The organism is Tunturiibacter gelidiferens, assembly GCF_051013345.1.
In the GTDB taxonomy this organism is placed as follows: Bacteria; Acidobacteriota; Terriglobia; order Terriglobales; family Acidobacteriaceae; genus Edaphobacter; species Edaphobacter gelidiferens_A.
Genome location: NZ_CP132939.1, coordinates 2,242,166 through 2,261,613 on the forward strand (window position 1 = coordinate 2,242,166; position 19,448 = coordinate 2,261,613).

The window sequence follows — 19,448 nt, forward strand, 5'->3', positions numbered from 1 at the left end:
ATCCCCCAGATTGCTCATCCTCTCCATCCGTTCAGCACTCTTCTGCGTAGTGAAATCAAGTAAAGTGGATGGAGCGCGGCGCCTCCATCAATCTGAGGATCACCAGTCGACGGTCTATGTTCAACCTCATTCATCTCGTCCGACCTGTCGCTCGCGCTGTCGCGGCCACAGCAATCCTGCTCACACTCGCCGGATGCGGAGCCATCGTCAGCAGCGCTCCCGCACCCCAGGTTCGCGTTGTTACAGCCTCCCCTGATGCTCCCAGGCTCGACATCTATCAGGGCTCCAACCCCCTCGCTCATAATCTCGGCTTCGGCACCATCACCTCCTACATTCCGCTCTCGCCCGGCAGCGACACCATCGCCGCCAACACCGCCGGAACCAGGCAGCTTCTCTCCATATCCAGGATGAACTTCGCCGCCTCCGGCCAATACACCGTTCTCATCGGTAGCGCCGCCGCCACGATGCAGCAGCTCACACTCACCGACCAGAGCCAGCCCGCACCCCAGGGCCAGATCGCGCTCCGTTTCCTCAACCAGGCCACGCGCTCGGGCGCCGTCGACATCTATCTCGTCCCCGCTGGTCAGAAACTCACCGCCGTCGCCCCCACGGTGACCAACATCCCCTTCGGCGCGAACACCGGCTACCTCAACATCCCGGCCGGTGCCTACTCTTTCGTCATTCTGCCCACCGCAACCGTTCCCCCCAATTCATCTCTCGCGGTCTACAACGGCTCGCAGGTCACATACTCCTCCGGCTCAGCCCACACCATCATCCTCATCGATCAACAGCCGACCTCCGCACCGGGCCTGCAGGTCATAACCGCCAGCGACTTCGACCCCGCCACGAACTAACGCCCGCCAGGCTGTTCTCGCAAAAGTAAAATCCCACAGCAAGCCTCGCGCTAACCCAGAGAACACTCGAAAGTCGCGCCTTTTCGAAAAAATATACCTCTTCGATTTGCCACAACACTCGCAAAACCCCCGTGTCTATTCCCTCCGTAAGCGGTGACGGACACGCCTCCCCGGACTCCCACTGAATCCTTGAAGACTGAATCAACCTGTCTTGTTCTCTCTCCATGCAGCAAACAAAAAGGCCGCCGAGGAACTCCTCAGCGGCCCTTTGTTTCTTCTTGAAGCTTAGTACCGGTAATGGTCCGCCTTGTATGGTCCTTCCACCGGAACGCTCAGGTAATCCGCCTGCTTCTTGGAGAGCGTCGTCAGCTTCACCCCGATCTTCTCCAGGTGCAGCCGTGCAACCTCTTCGTCCAGCTTCTTCGGCAGAATGTAGATCCCGATCTTGTACGTATCCTTGTTCTTCCACAAGTCGAGCTGAGCCAGCGTCTGGTTTGCAAAGCTGTTCGACATCACAAAGCTCGGATGCCCAGTCGCGCAGCCCAGGTTCACCAGCCGGCCCTCAGCCAGAACGAAGATGCTGTTGCCGCTCTCGAACGTGTATTTGTCTACCTGGGGCTTGATGTTCAGCTTCTTCACGCCCTTCAGCGCATTCAGCGGCTCCATCTGGATCTCGTTGTCGAAGTGGCCGATGTTGCACACGATCGCCTGATCCTTCATCAGCTTCATGTGCTCCACCGTGATGATGTCGACATTGCCCGTGCAGGTCACGTAGATATCGCCGCGGCCAAGAGTCTCTTCAATCGTCGTGACCTCATAGCCTTCCATCGCAGCCTGCAGCGCATTGATCGGATCGATCTCCGTCACAATCACCCGCGCCCCGAGCCCACGCAGCGAAGCCGCCGAGCCCTTACCCACATCGCCGTACCCGCAAACCACAGCGACCTTACCCGCGACCATCACATCGGTCGCGCGCTTGATGCCATCCACCAGTGACTCGCGGCAGCCATACAGGTTATCGAACTTCGACTTCGTCACCGAATCATTGACATTGATCGCCGGAACCAGAAGCGTGCCCTTCTCCAGCATCTTGTACAGCCGGTGAACGCCCGTCGTCGTCTCCTCCGAAACGCCGCGCCACTCCTTCGCCACATCCTGCCAGCGGGTCGGATGCTCCGCATGTACCTTCTTCAGGAGAGCCTTGATTACATCCTCTTCGGTCGAGCTCGAAGGCGAATCAATCCACTTGTCGCCCTTCTCCATATCAACGCCCTTGTGGATCAGCAGCGTCACATCGCCGCCATCATCGATCACAAGCTGCGGCCCGAGCAATCCGCCCTTACCATCAGGAAACTTCAGCGACTCGTTCGTGCACCACCAGAACTCCTCAAGCGTCTCGCCCTTCCACGCAAACACCGGCACACCCGCCGCGGCAATCGCAGCAGCCGCATGGTCCTGGGTCGAGAAGATATTGCAGCTCGCCCAGCGAACATTCGCGCCGAGCGCCACCATCGTCTCAATCAGCACCGCGGTCTGGATCGTCATATGCAGGGAGCCCGTCACGCGAACGCCAGCCAGCGGCTTACCCGCGGCATACTTGTTGCGGATCGACATCAACCCGGGCATCTCCTGCTCGGCGATCTCAATCTCCTTCCGGCCAAAATCCGCCAGAGAAATATCGGCTACTTTGTAATCCGCTGCTGCCTTATCGATCGTCGCTGTCGCCATAGTAGGGAACCTCAAAATGCTGAATTTTTACTTGATCCAGAATATCATCGCGACCACGATTCGCCGGTGAAATAAGAGCTGCCGCGGTTCGCCTTATCGAACTCTTCCTGAGTCTTTTCAGTGAGATGACGTGAACGAGTCCCAATTCTTCTTAACCCTCATTCACTAGTCGTAGCCTGATGAAAAGTTCGCAGTCAAAAATACTTAGAGATCACTCTCTGCAACCGACCGACTCTCTTTATTTCTCGCTACGAGCGCCAGCCCGGCAGCCCCCAGCGCCATCGCACTGATCAAATACAGCCCCCGGTAAAACTCTGCGTAGCATCCCGCAGCCGCCCCGTCATATAAGGTCCGGCAAATCCACCCACTCCACCCACCATCTGCAAGATCGCCACAGCTCCAGCCGCTGCTGTCCCGCTCAGCATGCTCGTCGCCAACGTCCAGAACGGCCCCATCATGCTCCAGAGCCCAATCGCCGCCAGTGTCATCGCGCACAACGCAACCACCAAAGCATGCGCCCACGCCGCCCACGCAAAACCCACCGCCGACAGCGTCAGGCATCCAGCGATATGCCATCGCCGCTCATTCCGTCTATCCGAACTCCACCCCACCACCACCGTCATCACGGCCGCTGCAAGGTAAGGAAGCGTCGCATACCGAGCAATCAAGATCGCATCCCTCTCCCCACCATGCGAGAAGCTCTGCAGAATAAGCGGCATCCACAGATTCACGATGTACACCCCCACTTGGCTCACAAAATACACACCCGCAAGCACCCAAAGCGCCGGCAACCGAAACGCATCCAGCAGCCTGTGATGCGTCGAAGCCCCAAACCGCTCCTTATCCCGCTGCAATTCGCCCTCGAGCCATACTCTCTCCTCCGCCCGCAGCCACCCAGCCTTCGCAGGCCCGTCCTTCAACACAAACAGCACCGAAATCCCCAGCAGCACCGTAGGAACTCCCTCCGACACGAACAGCCACTGCCAACCCGCCAGCCCACCCACACCATCCAGCTTCAGCAGATAACTCGACAACGGCCCACCCACCACGCCCGCCAGCGAAGTCGCCGTCATGAACTTCGCCACCGCCCGCGCCCGCTCCTGCGTAGGAAACCAGTACGTCAGGTAAATAATCATCCCGGGAAAAAATCCCGCCTCACTCACTCCCAGCAAAAATCGCAGCACATAAAACGACTCCTTCGAGTGCATAAACATCATGCAGGTCGAGATCACGCCCCACGAGATCATGATCCGCGCAATCCATATCCGCGCTCCCACGCGCGTCAGCATCAAATTGCTCGGCAGATCGAACAGCACCGACCCCAGAAAAAAATCCCGGCCCCAGTCCCATACACCGTATTGCTGAAGTGCAGATCCCGCTGCAGATCATAGGCAGCAAACCCAACATTCACCCGGTCAAGATACGCCACAATATAGAGCAGAAAAATATAAGGGATCAGCCGCCACGTAATCTTCGAGTAAAGCGCCCGTCCATCCACCGCCATCTCACGAACCGCCTCTGCCATCGCTCTACTCTAGTCTTTCAGGCGAGCAAGATCGAGATTCTTCTCCGGCAGATACAACGGAGTACTTAAGAGACATTCTTGGTGAGTACAATTACCAAATGTTCAGTTTTGGAAGACTTATGCGCAAGCTTCTTGGCGTGGAACGCACTCCCCAACACTGTCCTGCGCATTCCAAATACCTTCAGAACTGCACACACTGCCGATCAGCGGAAGCGCGCGTTGCGAAAACATGGGGACGTTACTGGAACTCTAGTAGCTTGCCGAATTCTTATTCAACTCCTCCCCATTCAGACGCAGTCTCCACTCCACCTGCATCCGATTCAGGGTTCTCCGGTTTCGGCGGCGGAGATAGCGGCGGGGGAGGCGCTAGCTTTTAGCATTTGTCCCACCTTCGACTGCTCAATCTTGCTCAACGCTGGCCCTGGTCCTCGCGCATTGGCGAAATGATCTGCACCCTCTTCGACTCTAAATACGATCGCCACCCAGCGAAGGCCAACAGCACAAACAGCCCCGCAAACCCTAGCCCCACGCCCATCGCTCCCACCACTCCCAGCAGCGTCACCCAGAGCGGGTTTGTCTTATCAGAGAAGTAAGCGAACGCCGCAACAACATCCCCCAACACCAGAACCAGCGAAAGCAGCAGTACGCTCACACTCGCGATAATCCAACCTTTGAAACCATCCGGCAGCGATTTGCTCTTGGCAACACTCATCGTGCAATCATTGTCGCTCACCAGCAAACCTCACGCCCGCTCAGCCTCCAGCAGTCGCCTCTTCCGCTCCACTCCCCAACGATATCCAGTGATCGCCCCACCCTTGCCCACCACACGATGACAAGGCACCGCAATCGCAACCGGATTCGCTCCACAGGCCCCCGCCACCGCACGCGAAGCCGAAGGCGCACCAAGCTGCAACGCCACCTCCGAGTAACTCCTCGTCTCTCCACGAGGAATCGCCTGCAGCGCCTTCCAAACCCTCTGCTGAAACGCCGTAGCCCTCACGTCCAGCGGAAACGTAGCCGCCAGAGGATGCTCCCCAAGCTGACTCGCCACAAACGCAACCGCATCCGCGAGCCATCCCGTATTCCCCTTGGCCACCACCAGTTGCGCCTTCGAGAACTGCTCCCGCAACCCCGCAATCAGTTCTTTATCATCACGACCAAAAGCAATCGAGCAGATCCCCACATCTGTCGTCGCCACCAGCATCCGTCCCAACGGACTAGCCGCCGTGCAGTACCGAATCAGCAGTCCAGCCCCTCCCTCCCGCATCACCCGTGGAGTCATCCCAAGCGTCGCGGCACTCTTCTCATACAATCTGCTGCTCGACCCAAACCCCGCCTCATAGATAGCATCCGTAATCGGCGCCTTCACCTTCTTCGGCTCCCTCACCCTGCTCTTGAACCGCTCCAGCCGCGCCTCTTTCGCATACTGCCCAGGACTCACCCCCAGCACCCGCTTGAACCCACGCAGAATCGTCAGCCGCCCTACCCCCGTAGCCTTCGCCACATCGGCCAGTCTCGTCCTCTCCTCCGCATGATCCTTCAAATACTCCGTCACCGCCGCGATCGCGCCCGCCTGAGGATCGGCCTTCGCCTCGGTACTCTCCGGCTCACACCGCTTGCAGGCCCTGTAACCCGCAGCCTCGGCCAGCGCCGGGGTAGGGAAGAACGTCACATTCTTCCGCGAAGGCCGCCGGCTCGCACAGCTAGGTTTGCAATACACCCTGGTCGACTTCACGGCATACACAAACTGCCCGTCCGCGCTCGCATCCCGTCCCAGCACCTGCTGCCACTGCTTGCCCGGAAAGTAGCTCGGAACCACCACATCGCTCTTAGCTGCACTCGTCATCGTCATTGTCTCTATCATTCCAGTATCCTCCCACCCGCCGAAAATCTGCACGCTCCGTTTCGTGTCTTCAAAGTAGTCAAACCTCTTCGGCGTAGTCTATGCTCGATGAAAATGCGAATCTGTCTCCCTGTCTCCCTCTCTGCGACTATCCTCTTTGCCGCCTTCTCCTCCGCTCAAAGCCCCACCGATCCGTCACTCACCGTGCCGCCGCCTACGCAACACGCGATTCTCACAGTCACCGGCAAAGGAGCGCAGGTCTACGCCTGCCAGCAAACCGACTCCGGCCCCCAATGGATCTTCAAAGCGCCCGACGCCACTCTCACTGACGAATCAGGCACACCCGTAGGTACCCATGGAGCTGGGCCCTCCTGGACGTCACAGGACGGCAGCACCGTCAAAGGCGATCTCCTCCAGAAGAGTCCCTCACCCGAACCCCAAGCCATCCCCTGGCTTCTCCTCAAAGCCGCCAGCACTAGTGGCTCCGGCATCATGGCCCGCGTTGAGTTCATCCGCCGCTCCGACACCCACGGCGGCATCGCTCCCACCACCGGCTGCGACGCCCAACACCTCACCACCACCACCCGCGTCCCTTACACCGCCACCTACACCTTCTACTCCGCGAAGCCCTGAACCGCCCCCGCCGAGCCGCGATTCACCGACGTCACCAGAGGCTCCTGCGCTATCGTGCCCGGCAGACTCGGCACCGTCGTCCCATCCTCGAGCACCTCATAGCTGTCCACATAGAAGTTCGTCAAAATCGCATTCCCGAATGAGGTCGTGATCGCCACATCCGCAGCATCCCGTCCCGCAGCCATCAGCACCCTCCCCACCCTCGGCTCGTTATGCCGCGCGTCCATCGTCATCCAGCGCCCATCAAGAAACACCTCATACCACGCGCTAAAATCCCCCTGACCGCTGTAGGGCCAGCGAATATCTCCGAGATATCCCGTCACATACCGCGCTGGAATATTCTGACTACGCGACAGCGCAATCGCCAGATGCTGATAATCCCGGCACACTCCAATCCGCTCCGCAAAAACATCCATCGCCGTCTTCGTCGGTCGCGCCGTCTTGTAGTCGAACATCACCTTCTCATGGACCCAGTCGCGTATTGCAGATGCCTTCGTCCACCCCGGCGTCATCCAGCCAAAGAGATCCTGCGAGATCGGCCCAAACTTATCCACCTCGCAGTACCGGCTCGCCAGCAAAAACTGCAACACCTCCGACGGCAGATTCTCCACCGGAGCCTGTTGCGCATAGGCGTTGATCGGATCAGCCAACCCCTCGATCTCGACAACGTTCGCCCCGCTCAACCGAATCGCGCCCGCAGGCGTGACAAACCGGGTGCACCGATTTCCAAACACATCGTGATACTCGGACACCGGAACATTTGTCTTCGTCTCCTGGTCGATATGTTCGACCTTCAATTCATTCCCGGCGCGCACCTGCGGCTCCAGCGACGGGTGCAGATGCAGCATCGCCACCATTGGCGTGGGCATAGGAAGATGAAATTGAATATCGTATTCAGACTTAACAAGCATCGAAAACCCTCTTCTCTACTGGGGTTGATATTAAATGTGATGCAATTAAGCGATAGCCAGCAGTCTAACCCGATCTTCACAAATCCCCACCAGCAAAAGAAAAGGCAGGCCCGAAGGCCCGCCCATATTTCAAAACCATCCAGGAGAGAATCTACTTGGAAGCCAACTGCTTCACCCCGGCCTGCTCAGCCAGTGCAGCAGCCTTATCAGTCTTCTCCCAGGTAAAGCCCTCGCCCTTGCGTCCGAAGTGACCGTACGCAGCCGTCGCCTTGAAGATCGGCTTACGCAGGTCGAGCCCTTCGATGATGCCCTTCGGCGTCAGCGAGAAGTTCTTCCGCACCAGGTCCTCTAGCTTCGACTCATCGATCTTGCCCGTGCCAAACGTATCCGCGAGCACGCTCACCGGCTCCGCGACGCCAATCGCGTAGGCCAACTGCACCTCGCAACGATCCGCCAGCCCAGCCGCGACGATGTTCTTCGCCACGTACCGCGCCATGTAAGCCGCCGAGCGATCCACCTTGGTCGCATCCTTACCGCTGAAGGCTCCGCCGCCGTGCCGTCCCATGCCGCCATACGTATCGACGATGATCTTCCGCCCCGTCAAGCCCGTATCGCCCATCGGTCCTCCGACCACGAACCGGCCCGTCGGATTGATGTGGTACTTCGTATCCTGATCCAGCAATGCCGCAGGAATCACAGCCTGAATCACGTGCTTCAAAATATCCGCGCGCAGATCTTCGTTGCCAACATTCTCTGCATGCTGGGTCGAGATCACCACCGCATCCACCCGCTTCGGCTTGTTGTCCGAGTCATACTCCACCGTCACCTGGCTCTTGCCGTCCGGCCGCAGGTACGACATCAGCCCGTTCTTGCGAACCTCGCTCAGCTTATGCGCCAGCTTGTGCGCCAGCGAGATCGGCGTCGGCATCAGCTCCGGGGTCTCGTTCGTCGCATAGCCGAACATCATGCCCTGGTCGCCGGCGCCGCCCGTATCGACACCCATGGCGATATCGCCAGACTGCTTATTGATCGTCGAGATCACCGCGCAGGTGTTCGAATCGAACCCATACAGCGCGTTGTCATACCCGATCGCGGCAACAGTCCCGCGCACCAGGCTCTGAAAATCCACATAAGCCTTCGTCGTGATCTCCCCGGCGATAACGACCAGACCTGTGCAGGTCAGTGTCTCGCAGGCCACGCGGCTATAGGGATCCTGCGCCAGGCAGGCGTCCAGAATCGCATCGGAGATCTGATCGGCGATCTTATCCGGATGCCCCTCAGTGACAGACTCACTCGTAAACAGAAAACGGTCGCGTTTAGCCAAAACTCCTCCAAAGAGTACCTGTCCGGACACTTAGCCCGGAACAGCGTGCGTTCTGTCTATTCTACCCACGCTCGCCAAACCGGGCAAAGGGACGCATTCGTCGGCGAAGATGATCATTCAACGGCGAGATCCTGCATCAACCGGCAAACTCTCTAGTTCGCTGATACGCAAATCGCCCCTTCAACCTGAGCCATTGCTTCTCGTACACCTCGTAGCTGGCCACCGCAACCAGCATTGTCCCCACAAACATCATTAACACAAAACACAGCCCACCCAGCATCACGGAACCCAAACGCGCTTGAAGCCACGGCTGAATCCAAGTCAATGCAGGCCAGAAAAGAATGTGATAAACATACATCCCATAGCTGTACCGGCCGACAAACCGCAGCCCAGACAGCGTACCGATCCGGTTTACGATGCCCCCCGGTTTCAGGGCGAGAAGCACAACACCCGCAAATGTCGCAGCCAGTGCAGGGAAGCCAAACAGGATCATCGGCAAGGAGTGGAAATCGATTCCGCCTGCTGCGATCACAGCCAGCAAAGTAGCCAGTGCAAACGGTAGCCCTCTCCGCACGCCTTGCAGCATCCGTTCCAACGGAATCGCCCGCACGCCGATTGCGGCCAGCGCTCCATAGAGCAGGCCGTCCATATGCGTCGGAAGTTGGGCATAACACCATTCGTAGGCGTCCCCGCGAGGCAGCCACAGCAGCAGCCCCATCCGCAGAATCAGCCCGCCAACAGAGAGTCCCCCACAGATCCATGCCAGCTTTCGTCGGTTTCCCACCAGCATCACAACCAGCGGCCATATCAGATAAAACTGCTCTTCCACCGCCAGCGACCACAAATGCAGAAACGACACAGAGGGCTGCACCGTCGCAAGACTTTCATTCAGGTTGAAAGCGATGTTCCCCGCATAAAACAGATAAGCCAGATGTCCCGTATGCCATTGCAGGTGAAGCCAGGGAGTCATCACAAAAAGCACAGCAAGAACCGTGTAATAGAGAGGAAAGATGCGGAGCGCTCGTCGCGCATAAAAGTTCGTGAAATATCCAGGAAGCTCTCGCGTGTCCAGCAAAATTCCAGTAATCAGAAACCCGGACAGCACGAAGAACAGATCCACGCCCATCCATCCGCCGAAACACAGAGAAAAAACAAATTTAGCCCATGAACTATTTAAATGGGAGGTCATTCCATAGTGACGGAAGAAGACCATGAGAAAGGCGAGACCGCGAAGCCCATCCAGGCTCGCGATGTGTCGCGCTGAAAAGCGTGCGTCCCCGTTTGCGATGGATCTCCCCACTCGGTTTCAACGAAATTGTAAATGGAGCAGCAGACAGCCGCTCCTGGCCAGCGAAACGTCTCTGCTCCGGTAAGAGAGAAGCTCTATCGGAATGTGTCGTTAGGGGATCAACCGGCCATGCAGCGCGAACTTCCACACAGCCCAGCCCAGGACCCCCAGCATCGTCACCATGGTTCCGACGCCCATCCATCGCATGTTCGTCTTCGATTCGACGCCACTTCTATTCCGTCGCACATTCTCCGCGAACTCAGTCCAATCGGTATCTTCGCTGCCCCCGCCGCTCTCCCTCAGGGTCGCCTCAAACCGTTCGATCCACGGAGCCTCCTCCAGCCCAACCGCTGCTAAATAGCTGCGAACAATACCTTTCCGGAACACTCCGCCCGGCAAAGCGTCGTACTCTCCAGCCTCAAGCGCCTCCAGGTGACGCAGCGACACCTTCGTCTCGTCGGAGATCCTCTCCATCGACACCTTGCGCCTCTCGCGCTCCCGCCGCAGCTCGTCGCCGAATCGTTCCATTCGCTCCGTCTAACCCTTATCGGCGCAGGCCTCATTCCTGCGCAGTACACGCTAATTCATCGAAGAATAGACCGGCGCATTTGTCAAAGTCAAAGCTACTTTTGGGTCATAAGGCTTCCCGTTACCAGATTGGAACCAGACTAGTTAGGCCTCGTTCGCAAGTTCGCCCCTCGGCGCCGCTCAGGTTACCCGCGCTAAGGCGGTCATTCGGCCCCCGGGCCTCAGATATTGAAAAAGTCATTCTATCCAATCAATTAGACAGAGGCGATTCTGTCGCGGGCGAAGAATCGGGGACCCGGTCTTCCTGGGTGAAACTCAACACGAGTGGATCCTCATTTTCAACCGGAGCCGATCTCCCCATCAGCAGGAAGCGCTCTTCATAGAGCCTTCGTGAGAGCCATGCGATGAGAATTGATAATCCGCCAGCCAGAAAGAAGCGAGTGAACGCTCCTTCTAGCAGATGACGCAAGGAAGGATCGGAAATTCGCGTCACTTTGTCGTCGTATCTGACAAAGATCAGAAAGTGGACGAGGTACAGACCGTAGCTGATGTATCCGAAGAAACGTAGAGGAGCGGCCCACAGACTGGAGGCAAGGGGGCTTCGCAGACCAAGGCAAAGAAGCAGGGTGCCGGCAAAGAAGATGTTCCATGGGACTGATTGCAAGGTGTTGCCGACGACGTTGGTGCGGTGCATGATGCCAAAGGGATAGCCGGCCGCGAAGATGGCAAGTCCTGCCAGACACAACCCCAGCCCAATTCTTACTCCGTTGCGAAGGGTGCCGTAACTCGAACGGGCGAAGATCGCAGCCAAGGCCCCTAGGGCGAGGTTGTCAGCAATCAGATAGGTCGCCTGGGAGAGATCTCCCAGATGGAGATGGCCGGACGCAACGAGCCACCGAAGAAAGGGTTCAACCAGGCATAGCGCGATCGAGATGTAGGTGAGGATACGGACGCTCACCCGGCCGACGACTGACGGCCAGACGAGATAGAACTGTTCTTCGACCGATAGCGACCACAAAGGGCCATAGCCGCCCAGGTGGAACAGCGTAAACAGGAGACTGTAGTTGGTGAGAAATAATAGGGCCACCGCCGCCGATCCAAACGTCAGCCAGCCAGTAAATACAAGAAACAGAACAAGTAGGAGATATGCAGGCAGGATGCGAAGAGCGCGGCGAATGTAGAACTTCCGATAGAAGGTCGGTCTTCCTTTTGTATCAATCAGGATCCCGGTGATCAGAAAGCCGGAGAGTACAAAAAAGATTGACGCCAAGCCAACCGACGACAGTCGCCTTGATGAAGAGGTTTGCCAGGTGATTCGACGAGGACGCATTCGACCAATAAAGACCGTGGTAGAAAAGCACAGCAAGGACCGCAAGACCGCGCAACACGTCCAACTCCGGCATGTGCTTTTGAAGTAGTCTAGCCAAGCAGCTCCCGAATCAATGGATCCATCGATACCCAAGAATAGCCTAGTCCCGGTTGTCTAAAACCAGTCCGACAAATGGCTTGGGCGGTGCATTGACTCGATCCGCTTCGGTTTTTGACGCGCCAGCCCCGCAATCGCTATCATCGTCGTTGAAAGTCGTTGAGACTTCGATCGATTGGTTCTCCCGGTCTTTCGGCTGGCAAACGTAAGATCCCTCGTTCCGTGTATCTGTCGTGGATTTCAGGAAGTCGTCCCAAGTCCTTGGTTGTGAAAGAGAACGAGTGCGCCTACCCTTTCCCGAAAGCATTCCGATCGTCCCCGTATTTTTCTTTGCGGCGACCCTTCTGGTCATCCAGCTCTCTCAAGGCACCAGCCCTACCTTCGCTCTAGGCTGCTTCTTCTATGTTTTGGTCGCCGCGCACGCCTTCAACGTCGCCGGCGGGTTCACTCGAACCTCCGGAGCCTTCATCTTCTTCAACTCCGTACTCGGCGTCATCCTTGGCCTCTGCGTGAAGGCTTATCTCGACGAGCCGGCAGACTCCAATCTCTTCGCTCCCGACCTCACCATCAGAGTCCTGCTCGCCGGAATGTGCATGATGCTGCTGGCCGTCTACCTCACTAAGAGATTCGCTCCCCGGCGCCCGCTCCTGGGAAAAATGGTCACCGACGCCAAGATGCAGACAGCTACCGTCGGCAGTCTCATCGCGGGCATCTTACTCAATGTCGCGTTCAATTTCATCCCCTCCGGCAGCGGGTCGGTCCTCAGCGCTCTCAGTCAGCTCAACCGCTTCTTCCCCATGGCGATCGTACTCGGCGTCATCAACACGGTTCGCCGCAGCGGCGGCAGACGCAGCGTCAACCTGCCTGTGCTGCTTGCCGGCGCCATCATGTTCATCATTGGCCTCTTTGGTTTCTCTAAAGAGGGAATGTTTGCTCCCTTCGCCAGCTGGATCCTTGCTGTAGCCTCCCAGCGATACAAACTCAGTCGCGCTCAGGTCGCCGGCGCAATCCTCGTGACCATCTTCGTCTTACGATACCTCGTCCCCTACGCTCAATACGGAAGACAATTTCGCGAGGAAAATGGTGGCGCCAGCCTCGCGACCACGATCTCTCTCCTCTCAAACCTCGGCTACGTGCGCCAGCAGTTTCTAGAAACCTCCGCCGACTCTTATGACTACCGCGTTCTCGGCTACTTCAACAATCCCCAGGGGCTCTTCGATCGCCTGCAAATGATCTCGATCGATGACGCACTCATCAACCGAACCGCGCAGTTCGGAACCTTCGGCCTCTATCCCATCATCGAGGCCTTTGAAAATCTGGTCCCTCACTTTATCTGGCCGAATAAACCCGTCCTGCTAACCGGAAACATCTACGCGCATGAAGTCGGGCTCCTCGGAGAACAGGACGAGAGCACCGGCGTCTCGTTTTCTTCCACCTCGACCGCGTACCATCTCGCGGGGTGGAAGGGGATCTTTCTTCTTGCCCCCGCCATCTGGTTCCTTCTTTTCTTTGTCTTCGAATCACTCTGCGGAGACACCCGGCAAACTCCGTGGGGGCTCCTCGTCCTGGTCCTCTATAGCCATACCGCCCCGGAGGGCGACATCGGCAACCTGGTATACACAGCCACTTACGCCGCGTTCGGCATCGTCTTTGCCGCAATCGTGGGCTCCTATGTTGCACCCCTGATCGGAACCCTCTTTATCGGCCCCGAAGGCATCGAACTCCGCAAGGGAGGATCTGTCCGAAGCATCGCCGGACGGCTCCTCCTCCCCCTCCCCCAAAGCCGGATCAGAATCCCGCCTCCTAACACCCCACGAGGCGGCCCACTACGCGTGGAGCGGTCACTTCGTGACAGGTATACCTCTTCTTGCAGCCGACTATCTACGGTGGTCCTCCCGTTGGCCGGAGAAACGGTTGATCCCGACCAATGGGAGGACCACGCGAAGCGGTATACCCGCCACGAAGTGGCCGCTCCACGCGCAGTGGGCCCGTCCGGCAGGACATTCCCATACACTGGTACAAGAATGAACAAATTAGTTGCCGGCAATCTGGTCCACCGTCCCCTCCGCTCGCTCATCAGCTGCCTCGCCATCGCCATCGAGGTCATCATGATCCTCTCCATCACCGCGATCCTCATGGGCAAGCTCAACGGCTTCAAGACCCGCCAGAACGGCATCGGCATGGACATGTTCGTCCGCCCCAACACCGCCAGCAACCTCATCGGCATGAGCCCCGCCGGGGCCTCCATCAAAGTCGCGGACGTCCTCGCCAAGATCCCCCACGTCGTCGTCTCCGCCCCCGTCAACGTCCAGATCAACAGCTCCCTCGACACCATCTACGGCATCGACTTCAAGAGCTTCGACGCGCTCCTGCCCTTCACCTTCCTCTCCGGCACACCCTTCCAGGGCCCCGACGACGTCATCCTCGACGACTACGCCGCCGCCGGCAAGAAAGTCGGCGACCACATCAGCATCCTCAACCATCCGTTCCGAATCTCCGGCATCGTCGCTCACGGCAAAGGCGGCCGCAAGTTCGTCCCCATCGACACCATGGGCTCGCTCACCGGCACCGAGGGCAAGGCCACCATGTTCTACCTCCGCACCGAAGACCAGCCGAAGTACCAGGACGAAGTCCGCAAAGACATCCTCGCCACACCCGGCATGAGCACTTACAACGTAGCCACCGCCGAGGAGTATCTCTCCTCCATCTCGCCCGACCGCCTCCCCGGCTTCAACATCGGCCTCCAGGTCGTCATCGGAATCGCCGTCATCATCGGCTTCCTCGTCATCTTCCAATCCATGTACACCGCCGTCATGGAGCGCACCCGCGAGATCGGCATCCTAAAATCGATGGGAGCCTCACGCTCCTACATCGTCGGCATCGTCCTCCGGGAGACCGGCGTCCTCGCCACCATCGGCATCGTGATCGGCATCGCAGCCAGCTTCGCCCTCAGCGCAGCGCTCGAGGCCCGCTTCCCCACGCTCGACTTCGTCATCAATGTCCCCTATGTCTGGAAAGCTACCCTCATAGCCTTCATAGGAGCCCTCCTCGGCGCACTCTACCCAGCCCTCAAAGCCGCCAGCAAAGATCCGATCGACGCCCTCTCCTACGAGTAGCCGCATCCAGCCGATATAAAAGTCACGAAGTGACCGCTCCACGCGCAGTGGGACCGTCCGGCAGGACGTCTCTCTCGGGATCAACTCACAAGGACCTTGGCGGGGCGCCGATCACTCAAACGGAGCGCGAACTTCCCGGGTCCTCCTGAACCAAAAACCGCTGCATCGCGAACTCCACCGTTAGAGGAGCTAACGCCAGGGCGAACGGCAAAAAGATCCGCACCTCCTTCACCCTCCCCACCATCAGCCACATTCCCAGAAAGATCAACGCCCCGGCCAACACCGCCACTCCACCCGCGTTCATCCGATACCGCCGACGCCCCATCGTCCACACAGTCCAGGCAAATGGCCACATAAAAAGCACAAACGGAATCCACGAAGCCGCCGAACTCAAATTCAAAAGCAGCTGAAACACCGGCGTACTGCCATAGGTCGCCTGCGGAAACATCCGCCGCATCAGCCAATACTGTATCCCCACCACCATCAGCAGCGAAACCACGCTGGTACCCACCTGCAAGCCGCGTGGCAACGCAAACCCGCGCCCCAAAGGCGTCAAGCAGACCAGCAGAATCCCGGCATGCAGCGCAAACGCCACATCGGCGCGAACAAACCCCTGCGCCACAGCCAACAGCAAGAACCCAAACACCGCCGTCCCGGCACGCAAAGGCACGGCCAGCAGAAGCAGAGCCAGCGCCAAAATCGCCGCCGTAGGCAGCGTCTCCGGACGTTGATACCAAAGCAGCCAGGCCAGGTAGAACTGCACCAGCACCACAAATCCAGCCGCCCCAAACCACTGCCCAGCCAGACTAGCCTCGCGATACACCGCCGACCGCCGCAACACCAGAAACAGCGCAAACACAGCAATAAAGCCCGCAATCACATCCAGCATCGTCAGCATATGCCGCAGCGCCAGATGCGTATGTTGCGCCAGAAAGTAAGCGGTATCGATCACTCCAATCCGATACTGGTTCGGCGCGTTTGCCGTCCCCCCACCACGTCCATCCAGATCCCCGGCTCCGTATGGAACGCCTGACTATAGCTCCAGTAGTCCAAAAAGCCCGCCGACAGAACGATAAGGCTCAGCAAAACGCCGACGACCTTCTTTGGGCCCTCCATCATCCGTTCTCTTCTCGCTTCCCCACTGCGCTTTGAGAGGAAGAATAGCACTCCAGAAGACGCCCACCACCCCCTGCAAGCACCTCCGGCGCCAACCCTTCTGCAACTCTTTGCATCTTTCCGTACTAATTCTGTAATACTCTGAACTCTCACGACATATCTGCGTTTAATCGACTGTACACATGAAGCGGCCAGGCTCCATCTCGTTCTCCATGTTCCGTGCCCTCGAAGCGGCCCTCCTCCTCGTCTCGGCCATCTTCCTCATCCTGCACGCCTTCCACCTCAGCGCCGACTTCCCCAACCACTCCCCCTGGATGGATTGGGCCAAATACACCGACGAGGGCTGGTACGGCGACGGAGCCATCCGCCACTTCCAGCGCGGCCACTGGTACGTCCCCGGCGACTTCAACCCCGCCGCCGCTCTCCCCGTCTGGCCCCTTCTCGAAGCCGCCCTCTTCCGCTTCACCGGAGTCAGCCTTACCGCAGCCCGCGGCCTGACCGTCGTCATCTTTGGCCTCATCCTCGCCGCCTCTTACCTCCTGCTCCTTCGCTGGCAGAATCTCGCAGATCCCTCCGGTCACAAACCCACCACAACCCTTGCGCCCGCCATCGCCGTCCTCCTTCTCGCCGTCAGTCCCTTCTGCTACGTCTTTACCCGCATGGCGATCCTCGAGCCCCTGCTCATCCTTCTCACTCTCCTCGCTCTCCTCGCCGCCTCCTACGCCGGCCCGCAGCCAGAAAGCTCCCCCACCACTCTCCGGACCCGCCTTCATCAAGCCCTTCCTATCGCCTCCCTCGGCTTGCTTCTCCCGCTCATGGTCCTCACCAAGACCACCGCCATCTTCCTCCTCCCCTCCATCGCCTGGATCCTCTGGGCCCGCGCCGGCTACCGCCTCCGCCCCTTCCTGCGCCTGACCCTCCCCGCCGCTGCGCTCGCCGCCGTCACCTGGATCGGCTACTACGCCTTCATCGTCCGCCCACACTTCCTCGACGACTATCACTATCTCTTCAGCGCCAACGCCTACACCGGCATCACCCCAGCCACCGCCCTCTCTGTTCTAGGCGACACCATCGCCGACGGCCTCTGGATCGGCAACATCCTGTACCCCCTTGCCCTTCTCGCCGTCTTCTCCGCCTTCCTCCTACGTCCCCGCCTCCTCCGCAACCCGCTCATCCCGGCTCTCCTGCTTTGGACATCCGGCTACGCAACCTTCCTCGCCTATCACAACAACCTCCAGCCCCGTTACTACCTCGTACTCGCAATCCCACTCACCCTGCTGATCCCGGTCGTCTTCTCCACACTCTGGACCCGCCCCCAAACCAACTCCGAGCCCCTGTCTGACCTTCGCCGCCTCGGCACAGCCAGCATCGTCGCCGTCCTGTCCATCCTCACCGTCACCGACGCCCGCCAGACGCTCCACTACGTCCGCACCCCCGACTACACCTTCACCTCCGCCGCCGCGCAGATCCGCAAGATCGTCTCTGCCGACCACACCCACAACCCGCTCATCCTTTCCATCAGCGGCTCCAACCTCTCCCTCATGACCGGCCTGCCCTCCATCTGCGACGACTTCGGCACCATGGACCTCGCCGTCCGCGTCCAGGCCTACCATCCCGGCTGGTACGTAGCCTGGAACCAGGTCGACGACGACAAGATGGACGCTCTCGCCCCCACCTATCACCTGCAGCGCGTCGCCGCCTTCCCCGCCATGGACGACCCCGAACGCAACCTCCTCATCCTCTACCGCCTCGACCCCGCCACCCCCGGCACGCCCCCGCGCCGCCACCACAAACCCGCCATCCCCCGCCTCCTTCAAACCAGCTTCGGCCAGCAGCCCAGCCCCATCCAACTCGAACACTAAGGCCGTCCGCCATTGCTCCTCAGTCCCCAAGCTATACTTGGCGTGACCATGCCAGACGAGACAAATCAGCGCCCGGAGCGCGAATCCAGGCGCTTCTACGAGCTCGATTCTCTCCGTGGCGTGGCCGCTCTCACCGTCGTCTTCCACCACTTTTCGCGCATCTGTCCAGACAGCATCACCCACCTCTTCATCCGGACTCCCCTCAGAATCCTCATCGCCGGACATCAGGCCGTCATCCTCTTCTTCTTCCTCAGCGGCTTCGTCCTCACCCTCCCCTACCAGAAAAAAAATCGCCTCAACTATGGCCCTTTCCTTCTAAAGAGAATTTGCCGCATCTACCTCCCTTATCTGGGAGCATTGGCCCTCGCAGTCGTCTGTGACCGTTATCTCCCGGCTAAGCCTTCTGACAACTACTGGATCAACTCCACCTGGTCAGAGCCTGTCACCTCGCATCTGGTGACCCAGCACATCCTGTTTCTCGGCAACTACGACTGGGCTCAGTTCAACACCGCCTTCTGGTCCCTTGTCTACGAGATGCGGATCTCGCTCGTCTTCCCCCTCATTGCAGTCGCGGTCCTTCGCATTCGTTCCATCTGGCTGATTCTCGCTGCGGTCGCACTCTCTGTCGCCTGTTTCCCCCTCGCCGACTTGTCTTCCAACGTATCGCGCCTCTGCACGCACGAGACAGCTGTTAACACGATGCTTACGCTCCACTACGCCGCCTTCTTCATCATCGGGTCGCTTTTGGCGAAGCATCTTCCCGCAGTCAATCGCTGGTACGCCCGGCTCACCCTCAGTCAGGTCGCGATCGTCGCTCTCGTCTCATTGAGCCTCTACTGCTTCGGCAACGCCAGCAGCCTGGTCCAACGCTTTCCCGCTATTCCTCAGGACATGTTCGACTGGCTCGTTGCCGTCGGAGCCGTCATGCTCATCGTCTTCGCGATCAACAACCGTCCGTTCCACCGCTTCCTCACCAGCCGCTCCATCCACTACCTTGGAGAGCGTTCGTATAGCCTCTATCTCATCCATGGAACCATCCTCTTCACCCTCATCCACACCCTCATGGGACGAGTCCGCCTCGACCTCCTCTTGCTCCTCTACCTTGCGATCACCCTCCTCGTCACGGAGATCTTCTACCGCCTGATCGAGCGGCCCACCATGCAGCTCGGTCGCCGCCTCACAACTCCCGCAAGGCCCCGTACATCGGCGACGCTGCTCCCTGTCGCGTCCGAATCGCACAAGTAAACTGGAGAACGTTTCATGACCCCAGCTTCGCTGCTGCACTTCCTTGAGG

At 58.9% G+C, this 19,448-nt stretch carries 17 protein-coding genes; 5 read left to right on the top strand and 12 right to left on the bottom strand.

From position 1 onward, the window contains the following. Positions 1-68 precede the first annotated feature (68 nt). Entirely contained in the window at positions 69-854 is a 786-nt protein-coding gene (locus tag RBB80_RS11125) for a DUF4397 domain-containing protein (protein ID WP_433968236.1), read from the top strand. Positions 855-1,139: 285 nt separating this feature from the next. Here the strand turns inward: RBB80_RS11125 and ahcY are convergent, their stop codons facing one another. From ahcY to RBB80_RS11150, 5 genes are all read right to left on the bottom strand, one after another. Then, on the bottom strand, positions 1,140-2,582 hold the full coding sequence (gene ahcY, locus RBB80_RS11130; RefSeq protein WP_433968237.1) for an adenosylhomocysteinase: 1,443 nt from the start codon (positions 2,580-2,582) through the stop codon (positions 1,140-1,142). A gap of 290 nt (positions 2,583-2,872) precedes the next feature. Next, positions 2,873-3,871 (bottom strand): MFS transporter, encoded by a 999-nt coding sequence (locus RBB80_RS11135; protein WP_433968238.1) that lies wholly within the window; start codon positions 3,869-3,871, stop codon positions 2,873-2,875. Then, positions 3,871-4,107, bottom strand: coding sequence for a hypothetical protein (locus RBB80_RS11140; protein ID WP_433968239.1), 237 nt, complete (start codon positions 4,105-4,107; stop codon positions 3,871-3,873). The genes RBB80_RS11135 and RBB80_RS11140 overlap by 1 nt, the downstream gene beginning before the upstream one ends. Before the next feature lie 409 nt (positions 4,108-4,516). Next, positions 4,517-4,819, bottom strand: a complete 303-nt coding sequence (locus RBB80_RS11145; RefSeq protein WP_433968240.1) for a hypothetical protein — start codon at positions 4,817-4,819, stop codon at positions 4,517-4,519. A 30-nt stretch (positions 4,820-4,849) separates the two neighbouring features. Beyond that, positions 4,850-5,971 carry a bifunctional transcriptional activator/DNA repair enzyme AdaA gene (locus RBB80_RS11150; protein ID WP_433968241.1) on the bottom strand — a complete coding sequence of 374 codons (1,122 nt, stop codon included), beginning with the start codon at positions 5,969-5,971 and terminating at the stop codon, positions 4,850-4,852. A 93-nt stretch (positions 5,972-6,064) separates the two neighbouring features. Between RBB80_RS11150 and RBB80_RS11155 the strand changes: the two genes are divergently transcribed. After that, a complete protein-coding gene (locus RBB80_RS11155; protein WP_433968242.1) occupies positions 6,065-6,583 on the top strand; it encodes a DUF3455 domain-containing protein in 519 nt (172 codons plus the stop codon). Here RBB80_RS11155 and RBB80_RS11160 read toward each other — a convergent pair. From RBB80_RS11160 to RBB80_RS11180, 5 genes are all read right to left on the bottom strand, one after another. Next, positions 6,565-7,494, bottom strand: a complete 930-nt coding sequence (locus RBB80_RS11160; protein ID WP_433968243.1) for a transglutaminase-like domain-containing protein — start codon at positions 7,492-7,494, stop codon at positions 6,565-6,567. The genes RBB80_RS11155 and RBB80_RS11160 overlap by 19 nt on opposite strands. A gap of 151 nt (positions 7,495-7,645) precedes the next feature. Beyond that, positions 7,646-8,818, bottom strand: coding sequence for a methionine adenosyltransferase (metK, locus tag RBB80_RS11165; protein ID WP_433968244.1), 1,173 nt, complete (start codon positions 8,816-8,818; stop codon positions 7,646-7,648). A 136-nt stretch (positions 8,819-8,954) separates the two neighbouring features. Further along, the gene (locus tag RBB80_RS11170; RefSeq protein WP_433968245.1) at positions 8,955-10,118 is read right to left on the bottom strand and encodes an acyltransferase family protein; all 1,164 of its coding nucleotides are present in this window, start codon (positions 10,116-10,118) and stop codon (positions 8,955-8,957) included. A 99-nt stretch (positions 10,119-10,217) separates the two neighbouring features. Beyond that, positions 10,218-10,634 (bottom strand): helix-turn-helix domain-containing protein, encoded by a 417-nt coding sequence (locus RBB80_RS11175; protein ID WP_433968246.1) that lies wholly within the window; start codon positions 10,632-10,634, stop codon positions 10,218-10,220. Between the two features lie 250 nt (positions 10,635-10,884). Next, positions 10,885-11,904, bottom strand: coding sequence for an acyltransferase family protein (locus RBB80_RS11180; RefSeq protein ID WP_433968247.1), 1,020 nt, complete (start codon positions 11,902-11,904; stop codon positions 10,885-10,887). Between the two features lie 437 nt (positions 11,905-12,341). Here RBB80_RS11180 and RBB80_RS11185 point away from each other — a divergent pair, with 437 nt between their 5' ends. Then, complete coding sequence (locus RBB80_RS11185; RefSeq protein ID WP_433968248.1) at positions 12,342-15,176, top strand: ABC transporter permease; 2,835 nt, start codon at positions 12,342-12,344, stop codon at positions 15,174-15,176. Between the two features lie 115 nt (positions 15,177-15,291). On the opposite strand, the gene RBB80_RS11190 is transcribed toward RBB80_RS11185, so the two are convergent. After that, positions 15,292-16,128, bottom strand: a complete 837-nt coding sequence (locus RBB80_RS11190; protein WP_433968249.1) for a hypothetical protein — start codon at positions 16,126-16,128, stop codon at positions 15,292-15,294. Continuing rightward, positions 16,125-16,295, bottom strand: a complete 171-nt coding sequence (locus tag RBB80_RS11195; RefSeq protein ID WP_433968250.1) for a hypothetical protein — start codon at positions 16,293-16,295, stop codon at positions 16,125-16,127. The genes RBB80_RS11190 and RBB80_RS11195 overlap by 4 nt, the downstream gene beginning before the upstream one ends. Before the next feature lie 179 nt (positions 16,296-16,474). Here RBB80_RS11195 and RBB80_RS11200 point away from each other — a divergent pair, with 179 nt between their 5' ends. Continuing rightward, positions 16,475-18,154 (top strand): hypothetical protein, encoded by a 1,680-nt coding sequence (locus RBB80_RS11200; protein ID WP_433968251.1) that lies wholly within the window; start codon positions 16,475-16,477, stop codon positions 18,152-18,154. 48 nt (positions 18,155-18,202) lie between these two features. Next, entirely contained in the window at positions 18,203-19,399 is a 1,197-nt protein-coding gene (locus tag RBB80_RS11205) for an acyltransferase family protein (RefSeq protein ID WP_433968252.1), read from the top strand. Positions 19,400-19,448 lie beyond the last annotated feature (49 nt).